Here is a 16850-nt window from a genome sequence, read left to right as displayed (position 1 = left end):
TCAACGGCGGGTGGCGTATTCCGGGACGGTGTGCATCGGGGGGCGTTCCAGGGCCGTCACGGGGTGGGTGTGGGCGGTGAAGGCGCGGGTGTGGGGGTCGCGGGTGAACTGGGTGAGGTGGGGGTGGACGAGGTCGGCGGAGGCCTTGAGGCGGTGGGAGCGGTCGAGGCGTTCCAGGGCGGTGCGGTAGATGGTGGCGGCCATCCGGCCGAGGGCCTGGCCGTCCTGGTGGCGGTGGTGCCGCACGCCGACGTCGACCTGGGCCAGCGCGTCGAGGCCGACCTGGTCCAGGGCGTCGACCAGGAGGCCGAGTTCGACGCCGTAGCCGGTGGGGAAGGGCAGCCGTTCGAGCAGTGAGCGGCGGGCCGCGTACTCGCCGCCGAGGGGCTGGACGAAGCCGGCGAGTTCCGGCCAGTGGAGGTTGAGCAGGGGGCGGGCGACGAGTTCGGTGACCCGGCCGCCGCCGGCCGGGACGATCGCGCCGCTTTCGGTCTCGAGCGGGCGGTCGTACATGGCCTTGACCAGGTGGATGCCGGGGTCGGTGAGCAGCGGGCCGACGATGCCGGAGACGAAGGCCGGGTCGAACTCGCGCAGGTCGGCGTCGATGAAGCAGACGATGTCGCCGTGGGTGACCAGAAGGGAGCGCCAGAGCACCTCGCCCTTGCCGGGGACGGCGGGCAGCCGGGGGAGGATCCGGTCGCGGTGTTCCACCCGGGCGCCGGCCTCGGCGGCGACGGCGGCGGTGGCGTCGGTGGAGCCGGAGTCGACCACGACGAGTTCGTCGACGAGCGGGATCCGGTCCATGAGCTCGCGCCGGACGGTGCGGACGATGTCGCCGACGGTGGCCTCCTCGTCGAGGGCGGGGAGGACGACGCTGACCGTCCGGCCGGTACGCCGTTTGGCGGCGAGGAGGGCGTCGACCGGCCGCTCGGCCGCGCTCCACGAGCGGCGGCGGAGCCAGGACGCCGCCTGTGGGAGGAGGGCGTGGGTCGGTTCGGCGGGCACGGTGACTCTCCTCGGCGGGATCGGGTGGGACGGGTCATCTCGCTTGGCGGACGGTCCCGTTCAGGGTTGGCGCCTTCGGATACAGTCTTCGTACAGCGGTCGGACCTTTGCACGCCGGGGTCGCCGCTGCGCACCACCACAATTTCACAAGCTCATCCAGAGGGACTGAGGGAACGGCCCGTTGACGTCCCGGCAACCTTCTCGCTCGGCTGTCGTTGACAGGCCCCGGCGGGACAGGTGCCAATTCCGGCCTGTGGCGCGACCGCGCCGCGGGGAAGATGAGGAGAGAGGCCTCCGCCATCATGGCTATCGACATCGCCGCACCTGTTTCCGTCGACCTCGGCCCCGCCGCCGCCCTGTCCTGTCGGGAGTGCGGAACCCGCTTCCCGCTCGGCCCCAGCTTCGCCTGTGTGGAGTGCTTCGGGCCGCTGGAGATCGCCTACGAGTTCGGCAGCGAGCGCGCCGAGGAGCTGCGCAAGCGGATCGAGTCCGGCCCCGCGTCCATCTGGCGGTACGCGCCGCTGCTGCCGGTGCCGGCCGACGTCGCCTCGAAGCCCAACCTGAACCCCGGCTGGACCCCGCTGGTGAAGGCGGACAACCTGGGCCGGGAGCTCGGGTTCACCGCCCAGCTGCACGTCAAGGACGACTCGGGCAACCCGACGCACTCGTTCAAGGACCGGGTGGTGGCCTGCGCGATCGAGGCGGCCCGGGCGTTCGGCTACACCACGCTGTCCTGCTCGTCGACCGGCAACCTGGCCGGTGCGGTGGGTGCGGCGGCGGCCCGGGCCGGGTTCCGCTCCTGCGTGTTCATCCCGCACGACCTGGAGCAGGGCAAGGTCGTGATGGCCGGGGTGTACGGCGGTGAGCTGGTCGGCATCGAGGGCAACTACGACGACGTGAACCGGTTCTGCTCGGAGCTGATCGGGGACCCGGCCGGCGAGGGCTGGGGCTTCGTCAACGTCAATCTGCGGCCGTACTACGGCGAGGGCTCCAAGACGCTGGCCTACGAGATCTGCGAGCAGCTCGGCTGGCGGCTGCCGGAGCAGATCGTCATCCCGATCGCCTCGGGCTCGCAGCTGACGAAGATCGACAAGGGTCTGCAGGAGCTGATCAAGCTGGGCCTGGTGGAGGACCGGCCGTACCGGATCTTCGGCGCCCAGGCCGAGGGCTGCTCGCCGGTGTCGGCGGCGTTCAAGGCCGGCCGGGACGTGATCAGGCCGGTGAAGCCGGACACCATCGCCAAGTCGCTGGCGATCGGCAACCCGGCGGACGGCCCGTACGTGCTGGACATCGCCCGCCGGACCGGCGGCGCGGTGGAGGACGTCACGGACGCGGAGGTGGTGGCGGCGATCCGGCTGCTGGCCCGGACCGAGGGGATCTTCGCGGAGACCGCGGGCGGGGTGACCGTCGGCGTGTTGAAGAAGCTCGTGGAGACCGGTCAGCTGGACCCGTCCAAGGAGACCGTCGCGATCAACACCGGGGACGGCCTGAAGACGCTGGACGCCGTCTCCGAGGCGGGCATGACCGCCGTCATCCGCCCGACGCTGGACTCCTTCCACGCCGCCGGCCTCGCGTCCGTCTGATCCACCCCCCCACCCCGCTAGGAGAGTCATGAGCGCCAACGTCCGCATCCCCACCATCCTGCGCACCTACACCGGCGGTGCGGCCGAGGTGCCCGCCGAGGGGGCCACCCTGGGCGAGGTCATCGCCGACCTGGAGCGCAACCACGCGGGCATCGCGGCCCGGATCCTGGACGACACCGGCAAGCTGCGCCGCTTCGTCAACGTGTACGTGAACGACGACGACGTGCGGTTCGCCGAGGGTCTGGCGACCGGGATCGCGGACGGTGCGAGCGTTTCGATCATTCCGGCGGTGGCCGGCGGCTGCTGAGCCGTTCCCGCTTCCCGGCCGTCCGCGCGTACGGAATTCCGCTCTCCGTACGCGCGGACGGCCGTCGGCATTTCGGTGGGAATATTTTCGGTCCGAGTCGGAGTAGAGTGTGGCTCTGCTGGGAACAGGGCTTCCCCTTCCGGCGGTGGGTGCTTCGCCGGAGCCCGTCCGGGCGCTGAGACCGGCCCGGGGCCCGGGCGGTGAAACATGTCAGGCAGATGTCAGAATTCCTGCAGGCATTTGAGTAATTCGTCCGCTATGTCCGGCGCTAATTGCCGATTTCCTCCCGGTTTGTTCGCTCTTGTCTCTCGACGGGGCTGCGGAATTCCCGGCGGCGGACCCTGTTGCAGAGGGCGTCGATCCGGATACATTCAGCGGCGGTCGACGTAATCAACCGCTCACGGAAGCCGTCCGGCGCCCCCGTGCGGAGGATTGCGGCGTGCACGGCTGCGTCCAGGGGGGGTTCCCCGGGCCGGCCTTCAAACCAGACCCGGGCCCGCGACCTGCTGGCCCGTGAAGGGCCAGCACAGCACTAGGGGAGTTCGGAATGGCTCAGGGCACCGTCAAGTGGTTCAACGCGGAGAAGGGCTACGGCTTCATCGCGGTCGACGGTGGTGCGGACGTCTTCGTCCACTACAGCGCGATCCAGATGGACGGCTACCGCACCCTCGAGGAGGGCCAGCGGGTCGAGTTCGAGATCTCCCAGGGACAGAAGGGCCCGCAGGCGGACATGGTCCGCGCGGCGGTCTGACCTCTTCCGGAACCCAGGAGCTCGGCGCGGCCCACGGCTGGTGACCACTCGCTTCTCGACGGGCCCGTACGACACGCGTCGTACGGGCCCGTTCGCGTTCCCGCGCCGGGCCGTCCGGGGTGCCGGGCGGGGGTGGGCGGGGGTGGGCGGCGGCTCGCGGGTCGGCCGTGGGGCTTGCACTCGACCACCCGGAGTGCTAATCATTGGCGTTAGCACTCACAGTGTGAGAGTGACAGCGGACCGGGTCGGTGAGGCCCCCGGGAGCGGCAGGGGAATGGACCTCCGCACACCAGGGCCGTCCGTCGCGGGCACCCCTTGGTCCGAGCAGTCGACCGTGTCCCGGAGGACCACTTCTGATGGCCAAGATCATCGCCTTTGATGAGGAAGCTCGCCGCGGCCTTGAGCGTGGCATGAACCAGCTCGCCGACGCGGTGAAGGTCACGCTCGGCCCCAAGGGCCGCAACGTCGTGCTGGAGAAGAAGTGGGGCGCCCCCACGATCACCAACGACGGTGTCTCCATCGCCAAGGAGATCGAGCTCGAGGACCCCTACGAGAAGATCGGCGCGGAGCTCGTCAAGGAGGTCGCCAAGAAGACGGACGACGTCGCGGGTGACGGCACCACCACCGCCACCGTGCTCGCCCAGGCCCTGGTTCGCGAGGGTCTGCGCAACGTCGCCGCCGGCGCCAACCCGATGGCCCTCAAGCGCGGTATCGAGAAGGCCGTCGCCGCCGTCTCGGACCAGCTGCTGGCCCAGGCCAAGGACGTGGAGACCAAGGAGCAGATCGCCTCCACCGCCTCCATCTCCGCCGCTGACACCCAGATCGGCGAGCTCATCGCCGAGGCCATGGACAAGGTCGGCAAGGAAGGCGTCATCACCGTCGAGGAGAGCAACACCTTCGGTCTGGAGCTCGAGCTCACCGAGGGCATGCGCTTCGACAAGGGCTACATCTCCGCCTACTTCGCCACCGACCTGGAGCGCATGGAGGCGACGTTCGAGGACCCGTACATCCTCATCGCCAACTCCAAGATCGGCTCGGTCAAGGACCTGCTCCCGCTGCTGGAGAAGGTCATGCAGAGCGGCAAGCCGCTCGTCATCATCGCCGAGGACGTCGAGGGCGAGGCCCTGTCGACCCTGGTCGTGAACAAGATCCGCGGCACCTTCAAGTCCGTCGCCGTCAAGGCCCCGGGCTTCGGCGACCGCCGCAAGGCCATGCTCGGCGACATCGCCATCCTCACCGGTGGCACCGTGATCTCCGAGGAGGTCGGCCTCAAGCTGGAGAACGCCGGCATCGACCTGCTGGGCACCGCCCGCAAGGTGGTCATCACCAAGGACGAGACCACCATCGTCGACGGTGGCGGCGACAGCGACCAGGTCGCCGGCCGCGTGAACCAGATCCGCGCCGAGATCGAGAACAGCGACTCGGACTACGACCGCGAGAAGCTCCAGGAGCGCCTCGCCAAGCTGGCCGGCGGCGTGGCCGTCATCAAGGCCGGCGCGGCCACCGAGGTGGAGCTCAAGGAGCGCAAGCACCGCATCGAGGACGCCGTCCGCAACGCCAAGGCCGCCGTCGAGGAGGGCATCGTCGCCGGTGGTGGCGTCGCGCTGCTGCAGGCCGGTGTCGCCTTCGACAAGCTGGAGCTGGAGGGCGACGAGGCCACCGGTGCCAACATCGTCAAGGTCGCGCTGGAGGCCCCGATCAAGCAGATCGCGACCAACGCCGGCCTGGAGGGTGGCGTCGTGGTGGAGAAGGTGCGCAACCTCCCCGCCGGTCACGGCCTGAACGCCGCCACCAACGAGTACGTCGACCTGGTCGCCGCGGGCATCATCGACCCGGCCAAGGTCACCCGCTCCGCGCTGCAGAACGCCGCCTCCATCGCGGCGCTGTTCCTCACCACCGAGGCCGTCATCGCCGACAAGCCGGAGAAGGCCGCCGCGGCCGCCGGCGGCGGCATGCCGGGCGGTGACATGGACTTCTGATCCTGATCGGACTCCGATCGGATCGGCTGATCCTCGTCCGCGTGGGCGGTTCCCTTCGGGGGGCCGCCCACGCGGCGTTTCCGCCCCGGGGCGTTCCGGCTCCGGGGCGTTGCGGCCCCGGACCCGTTTTGAAGCCACGGGCGGGCCGCGGAGAATGGACGGATGGCTTCCGACGACATCGAGACCGCCCTGCACAACGCCCGGGCCCAGATCCTGGCCGACCTCACCGCGCGGGACGTGGCGGACGCCGCCGTCGTCTCGCTGGTGGAACAGGCCGTCACCCACCGCCGCTGGTGGCTGGAGCAGTGGCCGGACGGCACCGAGTACGTGCTCGGGCTGGTCGCCCAGGACGTCCAGGACGCGCTGCTGGAGGCGTACGGCCGGTGGCCGCTGTGCACCGGCTGCGCGGCCGACGGGGACCCGCACGCGCTGAGCGTGGAGCCCGAGCTGGGGCCGGAGCCGCACTGGGTGTGCGGCAAGCAGGGAGCCGTGGTGGCGCCGGTGGGGGAGCTGGGTTAGTCCTCCAGGCGCTGGAGTTCGGTGGTGAGGTTGGTGCGGGCCGGTTCGGCGAGGCGCCGGTGGGCGTCGGGGGTGCGGTAGAGGGCCGGGAGCGCCAGCAGGTGGCGCAGGACGGCGGCGCGGCCGGTGCGGAAGTCCGGCTCGGGGACGAAGGCGTACTCCTCCCGGACGGCGGCCGCGTACGCCGCGTAGGCCTCGGGGGTGCCGCCGAGGACGGCGAGGTCCGCGTCGCAGAGCACCTCGCCGTCGCGGTCGCCGGGGGCCGGGTCGTGGCCGACGGTGAGCAGGACCAGCCGTTCGACCTCGGCGACGCGCTCGGCGGGCAGGCCGACGGCGGTCAGCGCGCGGACGGCGAGGGCGGCGCTGCGCTCCTCGTTCTCGGTGCGGTCGGGGCGGTACACGGCGTCGTGGAACCAGGCGGCGAGCCGGACGGTGTCGGGGTCGGCCGCGTGCCCGGCGAGCGCGTCGACGTGGCGCAGGACGGCGCGCAGGTGCTCGGCGGTGTGGTACCGGCGGCGCGGGTCCGACCAGCGGCGCAGCAGTTCGCGGCCGTACGGCTCGGGGTCGTCGGTGGCGCCGCAGCGGTGCAGCAGGGCGGTCCAGGCGGTGAGCAGGTCCTCGGTCGGCATGGGGCACATTGTGGCGGGTCGGGTCAGGTCAGGTCGGACCGGATCGGGTCGGATCGGCACGGGCCGGCGCTGGACCTATAGGTAGGTTGACGATATATGTAGTCGTATGACAGAACGCTCCATGCAGGAGCCCACGCTGCTGCTGCTCACCGCCCTGGCCGACCAGCCCAGACACGGCTACGCGCTGATCCAGGAGGTCGCCGCCATCTCGGACGGCCGGGTCAAGATGCGTACCGGCACCCTGTACGGCGCCCTCGACCGGCTGCTGGGCCAGGGCCTGATCGAGGTCGCCGCCGAAGAGGTGGTGGACGGCCGGGCCCGGCGCAGCTACGCGCTGACCGCGGCCGGCCGGGACGCTCTGGCCGCCGAGGCCGGGCGGCTGCGGGCCGTGGCCACCGAGGCGGAGCGGCGGCTGACCAGGATCCGGTCGATGCTGCCGGGCAGGGCCGGGGAACGGCCCGCGACGGGGGGAGGACTCTCATGACCATGCCGGTGATCGGCCCCGCGCCCTCGGCGGTGCTGCGGGCCGCGCTGCGGCTCTACCCGGCGCGCTACCGGCACGAGCGCGGCGAGGAGCTGGCCGAGGTGTTCGCCGACACGACGGCGGCGGGCGGCCGGGTGGCCCTGGCCCGGGAGGTGCTCGGTCTGGCGGTCTACGGGCTGCGGGTGCGGCTGGGGCTGACCGGCGGGTCGGCGGCCGGACGGCTGCTCGCGCTGGTGGCGCCGATGATCGCCGGTGCGGCGGTCGGGGCCACCATGGTGCCCTGGGCCGCCCACCTGGAGCGGACCACCAGGTGGCTCGCCTGGGACGACTCCTTCGGCAACCACGTCCGGGCGTTCGCCCCGCCGGCGGCCGCGCTGCTGCTCGGGGTGGCGGCCCTGCTGGGGCGGTGGACGGCCGTCCGGGTCACCGCGCTGCTGCTGGGCGCCATCGGGCTGTACGACCTGGGCCGGGCCGTCTGGGAGCCGGGCGGCCTCGACGTCTGGTGGGTCGGCTACATCGGGATGGCCACGCTGCCGTTCGTGGTGGCCGCGCTGCTGCTGGCCGTCGCGCCGACCGACCTGCTGCCCCGGCCGAACCTGCGGACCGCCGCTCTGGTGCTGGCCTCGGCGGTCGTCGGCGGGGTGCTGGAGGTGGTCCAGGACTGGGACGACACCAGCTTCCGGCTGGACCTCCAGTGGTTCGTGGTGCTGCTGCTCGCCCCGACCCTGCTGACCTTCGCGGGGCTGCGCGGGCGGACGGGGCCGGCCGCGGTGGGGCTGGCGGTGCTGGTGCTGACCGGGCCCGGCAGCCTGTTCAACATCTGGCGGGAGGCCCGCGGGGTCTCGCACCTGCTGCCGGTGGCGGTGCCGGTGCTGGCCGTGCTGGTCCTGGTGGCGCTGGCGGAGCGGCGGTTCGGTCGGCAGGAGTCCTTCGGGATGGTGCCGGGACGGGTGTGACCGGCTCCGCCCCGGGCCTGCCGCGTCCCCGCCCCCCGGCGTGACCGCACCCCCGCTCCCGGCGTGACCGGAACGGGGGTGCGGGTCTCGCCGGGGGCGGGGGGATGTGGCAGGCTGTCTGATATGTCTAGACCAATTTTCGAAGTCATCGCGCTGACGCCCCAGGACGCCCAGGCAGCCGAGTCCGGCGGCGCCGACCGGCTCGAACTGGTCACCGACATGGCCGCCGACGGACTCACCCCCTCCGTCGAGGACTTCGCCCGGATCCGGGCCGCCGTCGACCTCCCGCTGCGCGTCATGCTCCGGATCCGGGACGGCTTCGCCCCCGGCGACCTCGACGAGCTGTGCGCCCGGGCCGCCGCGCTGCGGGCCGAGGGCGCCGAGGAGTTCGTGCTCGGCTTCCTGGACGCCGGGGGCGCCGTCGACCTGGCCGCCACCACGGCCGTCGCCGAGGCGATCGCCGGCTGCCGCTGGACCTTCCACCGGGCGATCGACCACAGCGCCGACCGGGCCGCGCTGCGCGCCGCCGTCGGGGCCCTGCCCGGGCTGGACACCTTCCTCACCTCCGGCGCGGCCGCCGGGGTGGACGCCGGCCGGGAGGTGCTGTCCGCCGAGCTGGCCCGGGCGGGCGAGCCCGGGTACGCCCAGCGGATCCTGATCGGCGGCGGCCTGCGGGCCGAGCACGTCGAGGGGCTGCGGGCGGAGGGCTTCGACGCCTTCCACGTCGGCGGCGCGGTGCGGGCCGACGGCTGGCTGACGCCGGTCGACGCGGCCAAGGTCGCCGAGTGGCGGGCGATGATCGACGCCTGAACCAGGCGCCCGACCCTGTCGGAGGGGCCGGTCCCGGTGTCGGGACCGGCCCCTCCCGCGCGTTACCCGAGCTGCTCCGGCAGCGGCTCGGCGTGCAGCACCGTCAGGCCGGAGACGGCACGGGTGAGCGCCACGTACAGCCGGCGCAGGCCGGTCCGCTCGTCCGGCTCGCCGGCCACCACGGCGGCCGGTTCGTCCAGCACCACGTAGTCGTACTCCAGACCCTTGGCCAGCGAGGCGGGGACGAGGGTCAGCCGGCTCTCGGCGCTGGTCTCGGTGCCGGGGGAGAGGTGCGCCAGTCCGGCGGCGGTGAGCAGCTCGGCGAGCCGGGGGATCCGGGCGTCGGCGGCGATCAGGCCGGTCGAGCCCTCGTGCTCCAGCGCCTCCCGGCAGGCCGCCAGGACGGCCGCGTCCAGGTCCGGCTCCGCGCCGTCGACCGGGCGGATCTCCAGGGCGCCGGGGGTGTCGCGGACGGAGGTCGCCGGGGCCAGGCCCGGGGCGATCGCGGGCAGCAGCCGGGAGGCGTAGGCGATGACCTCCTCGGGCACCCGGAAGCCCTTGGTCAGCTCCTCCACGTGCGCCTCGGGCTTGCCCAGGTGGTGCAGGGCGTCCGGCCAGCTCGCGGTCGCCCACGGGGTGGTGCCCTGGGCGAGGTCGCCCAGGACGGTCGCCGAGCCGGTGGTGCAGCGGCGGCCGACCGCGCGGTACTGCATGGGGGAGAGGTCCTGGGCCTCGTCCAGCACCACGTGCCCGAGCGAGGGCGTGCGCTGGACGAGGTCCGTCGCCTCGTCGACCAGGACGGCGTCGGCGGGGGTCCAGCGGGCGGTCTTCACCGAGCGGCCGGGCTTGGGCCAGAGCACCGCCCGCTGCTCCTCGGCAGTCAGCACGCCCTCGGCGCACGCGGCCAGGAACTCCGGGTCGGAGAGCAGCCGCAGCACCAGCTTGGCCGGGTCGACGGCCGGCCAGCACTCCTTGACCACGGCCTTGACGGCGGCGTTGCGGGCCACCGCGTCCTGCACCCGGTCGTCCGGGGCCTCGCCGCCCTGCTCCATCTTGAGCAGCACGGTGTGCGCGATGCGCTGCGGCAGGGCGTCCCGGGCGGCGCCGTAGCGGACCTCGCGGGCCTTCAACTCCTCGATGATCCCGATCAGTTCGTGTGCCGGGACACGCCAGCGGCGGGAGCCGCGGACCACCACGCAGGGTTCGGTGGGCAGCGTGATGCCCGCCCGTACGGCCCGGCGGAGCACCTCGGCCATCCGGGCGTCGCCCTTGAGCCGGGCCGCCTCCGGGTCGTCCTCGCCCCGCACCTCGACGTGGGCGACCAGCTGCTGCACGGTGGCCTGGGCGACCTCCAGCTCGCCGAGGGCCGGCAGGACCTGCTCGATGTAGGAGAGGAAGGCGTTGTTCGGCCCGATCACCAGGGTGCCGGTCCGGGCCAGCCGCTCGCGGTGGGCGTACAGCAGGTAGGCGACGCGGTGCAGGCCGACCGCGGTCTTCCCGGTGCCGGGCGCCCCCTGGACGCAGATGGTGCCCGTGATGTCGGAGCGGACGATCTCGTCCTGCTCGGGCTGGATGGTGGCGACGATGTCGCGCATCGGGCCGACGCGGGGCTTCTCGATCTCGGCCGCGAGCAGGGCGGAGGAGGTCTCCTGTTCGGCGGGGTCGGTGAGGTGCTCGTCCTCGTAGGCGGTGAGCTCGCCGCCGGTGTAGCCGAAGCGGCGGCGGCGCTCGACGTCCATCGGGTCCTTGCGGCTGGCCCGGTAGAACGGCTGGGAGACCGGGGCGCGCCAGTCGATCACCATCGGGTCGCCGTCGGCGTCGTGGACGTGCCGGCGGCCGATGTAGAAGTTCTCGCCCCCGCCGCCCTCGCTGAGTTCCTCGCTGACCGCGTGGAGGTAGTCGAGCCGGCCGAAGAACAGCGGGGTGTCGGAGAGGTCGGCCAGGGCGGCGATCCTGGCCTCGATCTGGTTCTGCAGGATGACGGCGGTGACCCAGGTGCCGGTCACGTCGCGGATGTCGAGGGACTGGACGTCCTCGCGCATCGCCCGCAGCGCGGACCGGGACGAGGCCAGGTGGTCGCGCTCGCGCTGGAGCGGGTCGGTGGTGGGGGTGGCGGGCACAGCGAACCTTCCCGGCTGCCCCGGAGGCGGGCGCAGCGGATCGATGGAGCTCACGGTGGGGTACAGCCGACCGGTTGCCGTGCGGTCGGCACCTCCCCCGGCTGCCGGCGGAAAACGCGCCAGGTACCACGGTTCGGGAGGGGGCAGACGGACGATCTTAGACCCGTGCGCCTCGGGGTTCCAGCCCCGCAGGTCTCAGGGGGTGCCGGGGGTCCCGTACACCCGCAGGAGGACGTCCGTCCTGGTGGGTACGGCCTTCGGAGTGATGCCCTGGGCCGTCCGGGTGCCTACCGTTGGAGACATGAGCACCGAGAACCGCAACCCCCGTACGGGCCCGGCCGGCGCGACCGCCGTCCAGGGCCGCCACCGCAACCCGCTGAGCACCGCCGTGCGCAACGTCGGGATCGCGCTGGACACCGCCGCGCGCGTGATCTTCCTCGGGCGCGACGGTGTCCGGTACTGAGGCCCGCTAGAGGACGTCGTCCGCGTCGATGATGCGGTAGGCGTAGCCCTGCTCGGCCAGGAAGCGCTGCCGGTGGGCGGCGAAGTCCTGGTCCACGGTGTCCCGGGCGACCACCGAGTAGAAGTGCGCCGAGTGCCCGTCCGCCTTGGGGCGCAGCACCCGGCCGAGGCGCTGGGCCTCCTCCTGGCGGGAGCCGAAGGTCCCGGAGACCTGGATGGCCACCGTGGCCTCGGGCAGGTCGATCGAGAAGTTCGCGACCTTGGAGACGACCAGGACGCCGATCTCCTTGTTCCGGAAGGCGTCGAAGAGCTTCTCGCGCTGGGCATTGCTGGTCTCGCCCTTGATCACGGGCGCGTCCAGGGCCTCGCCGAGCTCGTCCAGCTGGTCGATGTACTGGCCGATGATCAGCGTCTGGTCCTTCTCGTGCTTCTTGACCAGGGCCTCCACCACCCGCCGCTTGGTCGCCGTGGTGGCGCAGAAGCGGTAGCGCTCCTCCGGCTCGGCGGTCGCGTAGGCGAGCCGCTCGGAGTCGGTCAGGGTGACCCGCACCTCGCAGCAGTCGGCGGGCGCGATGTAGCCCTGGGCCTCGATCTCCTTCCACGGGGCGTCGAAGCGCTTCGGGCCGATCAGGCTGAACACGTCGCCCTCGCGGCCGTCCTCGCGCACCAGGGTGGCGGTCAGGCCGAGCCGGCGGCGGGCCTGGAGGTCGGCGGTGAACTTGAACACCGGCGCGGGCAGCAGGTGCACCTCGTCGTAGACCACCAGGCCCCAGTTGCGGGCGTCGAACAGCTCCAGGTGGGCGTAGACGCCCTTCCGCTTGGTCGTCATCACCTGGTAGGTGGCGATGGTGACCGGGCGGATCTCCTTCCGGGTGCCGCTGTACTCGCCGATCTCGTCCTCGGTGAGCGAGGTGCGCTTGACCAGCTCGTGCTTCCACTGGCGGGCCGAGACGGTGTTGGTGACCAGGATCAGCGTGGTCGACTTGGCGTGGGCCATGGCGGCGGCGCCGACCAGCGTCTTGCCGGCGCCGCAGGGCAGCACCACGACGCCGGAGCCGCCGTGCCAGAAGCCCTCGACGGCCTGGGACTGGTACGGGCGCAGCTGCCAGCCGTCCTCGTCCAGGTCGATCGGGTGCGCCTCGCCGTCCACGTAGCCGGCGAAGTCCTCGGCGGGCCAGCCGAGTTTGAGCAGCACCTGCTTGATCTGGCCGCGTTCGGAGGGGTGCACCACCACGGTGTCGGGGTCGACCCGGGCACCGACCAGCGGGACGATCTTCTTGGAGCGCAGCACCTCCTCCAGGACCGGGCGGTCGGTGGTGGTCAGCACCAGCCCGTGGGTGGGGTGCTTGGACAGCTGGAGCCGGCCGTAGCGGCCCATGGTGTCCGCCACGTCGACCAGCAGGGCGTGCGGCACTGGGTAGCGGGAGTACTTCACCAGGGCGTCGACGACCTGCTCGGCGTCGTGCCCGGCGGCCCGGGCGTTCCACAGCCCGAGCGGGGTCACCCGGTACGTGTGCACGTGCTCGGGTGCCCGCTCCAGCTCGGCGAACGGGGCGATGGCGCGGCGGCAGTCGGCGGCCTTGGGGTGGTCGATCTCCAGGAGGAGAGTCTTGTCGCTCTGGACGATGAGCGGTCCGTCGTTCACGCGGGGGAGCCCTCCACTGGCTGACAGGCTGACTGACTGGGTCTGACGCAGACCCTCCAGTGTCGCTCATTTCGCGCGGAACGTGGGCGGGCTACTTCCATTCGTAGAGCACGGCCCGGCCCGCGCCGGTGGGCTCGTTGTCGAACTCGAACAGGCCGACCAGGTCGTTGAGGCGCAGGAAGGCGTCGGCGGCGCTCTCGAAGTAGATGCTGCCGCGCCAGCTGACGGCCCCGCCCTGGGTGAAGTGGCCGATGCCGCTGCCGTGCCAGCTGTAGGTCTCGCCCTTGTCGGTCATGCCGACGCCCTGGCCCTCGCCGAACAGCGAGCCGTCGGGCCGCAGCTCGGACTCGTAGGTGACGAACTCCCGGACGGAGTGGCCGAGCACCTGGCCGACGCCGGTCATCGACACCTCCAGTGCGGGCCCGCCGACCGTGGCCAGCACCCGTCGGCCGCTCTCCGTGGTGGTCAACTCCGCGATCCGGTCACCGAGCATGGTGGGTGCCTCCTTGTCGAGAACCCCCTGTTCCCGGAGTACGCCCGTGGGCGCGGCCCGTCAACTGCTCCGAGTGACCACGGTGCGTGCTCGCTCGTTGAGCCGGGCATGAAGAACTCGAAGCGCGTTCTCACCGCCCTGGCCCTGATGGGCACGGCCTTCGCCGCCACCGCCTCCTCGGCCGGCTCCGCCCACGCCCTCGCGGGCATCGGGGAGGGGCCCGGCGGGCTGCTGGCCGCCCCCGGATTCCTGATCGCCGACCAGGTCGGCGGCGGCTCGCTGCCGGTCGGCCAGGGCCAGATCGGCAGCCTGGCGGACCAGGCCGTCAAGCAGAAGATGAAGGAGTCGCAGGGGCACTGACGCCCCTTCACCTCCCGTCCCGCTCGTCCCGCGCTACTCGTCCAGTTCCGCGACGCCGGTGATCCGGTGCAGGGCGAAGGTGCGGAGTTCGTCGGCGTGGTGGTCGAAGGCGGTGACGAAGCCGCCCTCGACCTTCACCGGGTCGATGATCCGCTGGCTGGCGATGCCCTCGGCGTTGAGGTAGCCGATCCACATCCGCTCGCCGAGCAGGACGGCGGTCTGGAGGGTGGCGAGGGTCTCGGCGGCGGCGGTGCGGGGGAGTTGGCGCGGGTCGGGGGTCGGCTCGCGGCGGCTGGCGGTGGCGGCGCGGTCGCCGGCCCGGACGGCCTTGATCGCGGCGGCGAGCAGGGTGTCGTCGGGGGTGGGCGGCCCGTCGGGGACGGGCGTGGGGGCGCTGCGGGGCGGGGTGCGGTGGCTGTCCGGCCGGGTGATCAGGACGTCGCCCTCGGCGGATTCGGCGGCCGGGGCGTAGCCCATGGTGCGCAGGGCGGCGAGCAGGACGTCCGGGGCGGCCTGGGCGGCGAGCACGGTGGGGGCGAGCAGGCGCAGCCGCAGGTCGGCGGCGCGGCGGTCGGCGAGCACCTCGTTCAGCAGGGCCGGGTCGTCGCAGCGCAGGTACGAGGAGGCGGCGCCGACCCGCAGGATGCCGTGCCGCCGGGCGACGTCGTCGATCAGGTAGGCGAGCGGCTGGGGGACGGGCGTACGGCTGTGCTGGGCCAGGAAGGCCTGGAGGTCGGCGGCGGTGCGGCCGGCGTCGAGGGCGCGGCGTACGGAGGTCGGGGTGAAGCGGTAGACGGTGGCGCCGCCCTTGGACTCGATGTCGGCGCAGAGCGCGAGCGCCTGGGCGAGCGGGGTGAGCAGCGGGCCGGGGGCGATCGCGGTGAGGTCCGGCTGGAGGATCACGTGGTCCAGCGGCCGCGGGAGCAGCGGGGCGAGCACCTCGGCCGGGTCGGACTCGGCGGTGAGCAGGGCGCGGGCGGGGGCGCCGAGGGCGCCGCGGCCGGTGATGCCGAGCAGTTCGGCCTCGGCGAGGGTCCAGGTGGTGAGGTCGTCGCGCAGCTCGTGGCTGTCCGGGCCGGTGGGGCCGCCGCGCAGCGGGCGCTGCCAGCGCAGGGTGGGCAGCAGTTCCGCGGCGGTGGCCGGGGTGCCGGGCGGGAGTTCGGCGAGCAGGGCGAGGGCGGCCCGGCGTACGGACGGGGCGAGGGTGCGGTCGAGTTCGGGGCCGAGGGCGGCGCGCGGCTTGCCCTTGCCGTCCTGGGTGCCGGTGAGGGCGGGGACGCGGGTGGCGGTGAGCCAGGCGCCGGCCAGGACGGACCAGCGTTCGGCGGTGTCCAGTTGCAGCCAGCCGTCGTAGGCCGGGGTCGGCGCCCAGCATTCGTCGGCCTCGCCGTCGGGGGCCAGCAGCCCGGCGGTGTAGGCGAGTTCGAGCCAGAAGGCGGCCTGCTGCTCGGTGGCTTCCAGGGTCTGGGCGGCGCGCTTGAGGTCGCGTACGCCGAGGCCGCCGGCCCGCAGGGTGGGCGGCGGGGTGAGGCCCCAGGTGTCGAGGAGTTCCTCGACGGTCTTGACGGCGGTGTGCGCCTGGCCGGCGGCGGCGCTGTCCACGGTCTGTGGATCGCGCGGGGGCGCGGCGGGCTCGGGCTCGGGCTGGAGCGGTTCGACGGTGCGGTGGGTGCGGCCGCCGCGCAGGTGCAGGGCCAGTTCGCGGGGCAGCACCACGCTGCCCGGGCTGGTGGGCAGCAGCAGGCCGCGGGCCAGCAGCCATTCGACCGGGCTCTGCGCGTCCTCGGCGGTGACCGGGCGGGTGGCGTCCGGGACGGTGCCGGTGGGCGGTCCCCAGACCAGCCGGTCCAGCAGCCGCAGGGCCGGCTCGGGGGCGGTGTCCAGCAGGGCGGTGCAGCGGGCGCGGTCGGTGAGCAGGGCGGCCAGGGCGGCGACCGCGGTGACCGGGTCCGGGGTGGCGGGCTGCCCGGCGGAGGCGAGCAGTTGTTGCAGCCGGGCCGGGGACATGCCGGTGGTGGCGTCGGCGAGGGTCGGGCCGAGGCCGGTGCGGCCGGGGTTGGCGGCGGTCGGGGCGAGCGCCTCGCGGACGGCGAGCACCAGCCGTAGGCCGTTGTCGGGGCCCCAGAGCAGCGCCCGGTCGCGCAGGACGGCGACGGCGCGGGGGAGCGCGGCGGCGACGGCGGCGCGGTCGGCCGGGGTGAGCGGGGTGGCGCCCGGGTGCGGCTTGACCTTGGCCGGGCCGGTCAGCAGGGTGCGGACGGTGGCCAGGGAGGTGCCGTCCGGGGCGGTCGCCAGGGCCTCGGCGACCTGGAGGGTGAACCGGTCGAGCCGCTCCAGGGCGCGCAGCGCCGAGGCGCGCGAGGACAGCCGGGCGGAGAGCTGGGTGAGGTCGCCGGGGACGGGGTTCAGCAGGTCGGGGCGGGACCGGAGCAGGGCGGCGAGCGCGTCGTCCGGGCGGGCGCGCAGCTCCTCGGCGAGGGTGCGGGGGCCGGCGGGCGTCCTGCTCTGGCGTTGAGGGCCCTGCTGTGTGGTCATTCGACCTAGGTTAGTCGGGCGCGCCGACGGTGGGGCGTGCTCCGGTGGCGGGCCGGGGTCGGTGCGCTCGGGGGCGGCGGTGTGCGCGGCGGTGTGCGCGGCGGGTTCGTGGCGGGACTCGCGTCGGCGGGGCACGGTGGGTAGCGTCACCGCCGAGGGCGGTTCGGTGGGCGGTCGCCGCTGTTCGGCGGACGGCGTGGGCGAGGCGGGGT

The 16850-nt window shown here is 73.4% G+C and carries 16 protein-coding genes and 1 riboswitch; of the genes, 10 read left to right on the top strand and 6 right to left on the bottom strand.

Annotated elements, in window-relative coordinates:
* Positions 1–1005, bottom strand: coding sequence for a glucosyl-3-phosphoglycerate synthase (locus ACFC1T_RS15930; protein ID WP_375888696.1), 1005 nt, complete (start codon positions 1003–1005; stop codon positions 1–3).
* Between the two features lie 149 nt (positions 1006–1154).
* Positions 1155–1290, top strand: a riboswitch (SAM riboswitch).
* Positions 1291–1307: 17 nt separating this feature from the next.
* Here ACFC1T_RS15930 and thrC point away from each other — a divergent pair.
* The 5 genes from thrC (at position 1308) to ACFC1T_RS15905 (ending at position 6144) form a co-directional block, all read left to right on the top strand.
* Complete coding sequence (gene thrC / locus ACFC1T_RS15925; RefSeq protein ID WP_375888693.1) at positions 1308–2588, top strand: threonine synthase; 1281 nt, start codon at positions 1308–1310, stop codon at positions 2586–2588.
* Positions 2589–2616: 28 nt separating this feature from the next.
* Entirely contained in the window at positions 2617–2895 is a 279-nt protein-coding gene (locus tag ACFC1T_RS15920) for a MoaD/ThiS family protein (RefSeq protein ID WP_375888691.1), read from the top strand.
* A gap of 547 nt (positions 2896–3442) precedes the next feature.
* Entirely contained in the window at positions 3443–3646 is a 204-nt protein-coding gene (locus tag ACFC1T_RS15915; RefSeq protein WP_030289665.1) for a cold-shock protein, read from the top strand.
* A gap of 356 nt (positions 3647–4002) precedes the next feature.
* Entirely contained in the window at positions 4003–5625 is a 1623-nt protein-coding gene (groL, locus tag ACFC1T_RS15910; RefSeq protein WP_375888688.1) for a chaperonin GroEL, read from the top strand.
* 162 nt (positions 5626–5787) lie between these two features.
* The gene (locus ACFC1T_RS15905) at positions 5788–6144 is read left to right on the top strand and encodes a hypothetical protein (protein ID WP_375888685.1); all 357 of its coding nucleotides are present in this window, start codon (positions 5788–5790) and stop codon (positions 6142–6144) included.
* Here ACFC1T_RS15905 and ACFC1T_RS15900 read toward each other — a convergent pair.
* Positions 6141–6773 (bottom strand): hypothetical protein, encoded by a 633-nt coding sequence (locus tag ACFC1T_RS15900; RefSeq protein WP_375888683.1) that lies wholly within the window; start codon positions 6771–6773, stop codon positions 6141–6143. The two genes, ACFC1T_RS15905 and ACFC1T_RS15900, sit on opposite strands and share 4 nt — an antisense overlap.
* A 106-nt stretch (positions 6774–6879) precedes the next feature.
* Between ACFC1T_RS15900 and ACFC1T_RS15895 the strand changes: the two genes are divergently transcribed.
* The 3 genes from ACFC1T_RS15895 (at position 6880) to ACFC1T_RS15885 (ending at position 9023) form a co-directional block, all read left to right on the top strand.
* Complete coding sequence (locus ACFC1T_RS15895; RefSeq protein WP_375888681.1) at positions 6880–7257, top strand: PadR family transcriptional regulator; 378 nt, start codon at positions 6880–6882, stop codon at positions 7255–7257.
* Positions 7254–8213 (top strand): hypothetical protein, encoded by a 960-nt coding sequence (locus tag ACFC1T_RS15890; protein ID WP_375888679.1) that lies wholly within the window; start codon positions 7254–7256, stop codon positions 8211–8213. Before ACFC1T_RS15895 ends, ACFC1T_RS15890 begins: the two co-directional genes overlap by 4 nt.
* Before the next feature lie 123 nt (positions 8214–8336).
* Entirely contained in the window at positions 8337–9023 is a 687-nt protein-coding gene (locus tag ACFC1T_RS15885; RefSeq protein WP_375888678.1) for a copper homeostasis protein CutC, read from the top strand.
* 62 nt (positions 9024–9085) lie between these two features.
* Here the strand turns inward: ACFC1T_RS15885 and ACFC1T_RS15880 are convergent, their stop codons facing one another.
* Entirely contained in the window at positions 9086–11143 is a 2058-nt protein-coding gene (locus ACFC1T_RS15880; RefSeq protein ID WP_375888675.1) for a HelD family protein, read from the bottom strand.
* Positions 11144–11444: 301 nt separating this feature from the next.
* On the opposite strand from ACFC1T_RS15880, the gene ACFC1T_RS15875 reads away from it, so the two are divergent.
* Positions 11445–11606, top strand: a complete 162-nt coding sequence (locus tag ACFC1T_RS15875; protein WP_375888673.1) for a hypothetical protein — start codon at positions 11445–11447, stop codon at positions 11604–11606.
* 6 nt (positions 11607–11612) lie between these two features.
* Here ACFC1T_RS15875 and ACFC1T_RS15870 read toward each other — a convergent pair whose 3' ends face one another.
* Both ACFC1T_RS15870 and ACFC1T_RS15865 read right to left on the bottom strand, forming a co-directional pair.
* Positions 11613–13250, bottom strand: a complete 1638-nt coding sequence (locus tag ACFC1T_RS15870) for a DNA repair helicase XPB (RefSeq protein WP_375888672.1) — start codon at positions 13248–13250, stop codon at positions 11613–11615.
* 91 nt (positions 13251–13341) lie between these two features.
* On the bottom strand, positions 13342–13743 hold the full coding sequence (locus ACFC1T_RS15865) for a hypothetical protein (protein WP_375888670.1): 402 nt from the start codon (positions 13741–13743) through the stop codon (positions 13342–13344).
* Positions 13744–13851: 108 nt separating this feature from the next.
* Here ACFC1T_RS15865 and ACFC1T_RS15860 point away from each other — a divergent pair, with 108 nt between their 5' ends.
* Positions 13852–14103 (top strand): hypothetical protein, encoded by a 252-nt coding sequence (locus tag ACFC1T_RS15860; RefSeq protein WP_375888668.1) that lies wholly within the window; start codon positions 13852–13854, stop codon positions 14101–14103.
* Positions 14104–14136: 33 nt separating this feature from the next.
* On the opposite strand, the gene ACFC1T_RS15855 is transcribed toward ACFC1T_RS15860, so the two are convergent.
* A complete protein-coding gene (locus tag ACFC1T_RS15855) occupies positions 14137–16638 on the bottom strand; it encodes a helicase C-terminal domain-containing protein (RefSeq protein WP_375888664.1) in 2502 nt (833 codons plus the stop codon).
* Positions 16639–16850: the final 212 nt, after the last annotated feature.

The sequence above is a fragment of the Kitasatospora sp. NPDC056076 genome, from assembly GCF_042266305.1.
Classification (GTDB): Bacteria; Actinomycetota; Actinomycetes; order Streptomycetales; family Streptomycetaceae; genus Kitasatospora.
Note: the sequence above shows the minus strand (reverse complement) of the source record. Positions and strands in the feature narration are given on the sequence as shown.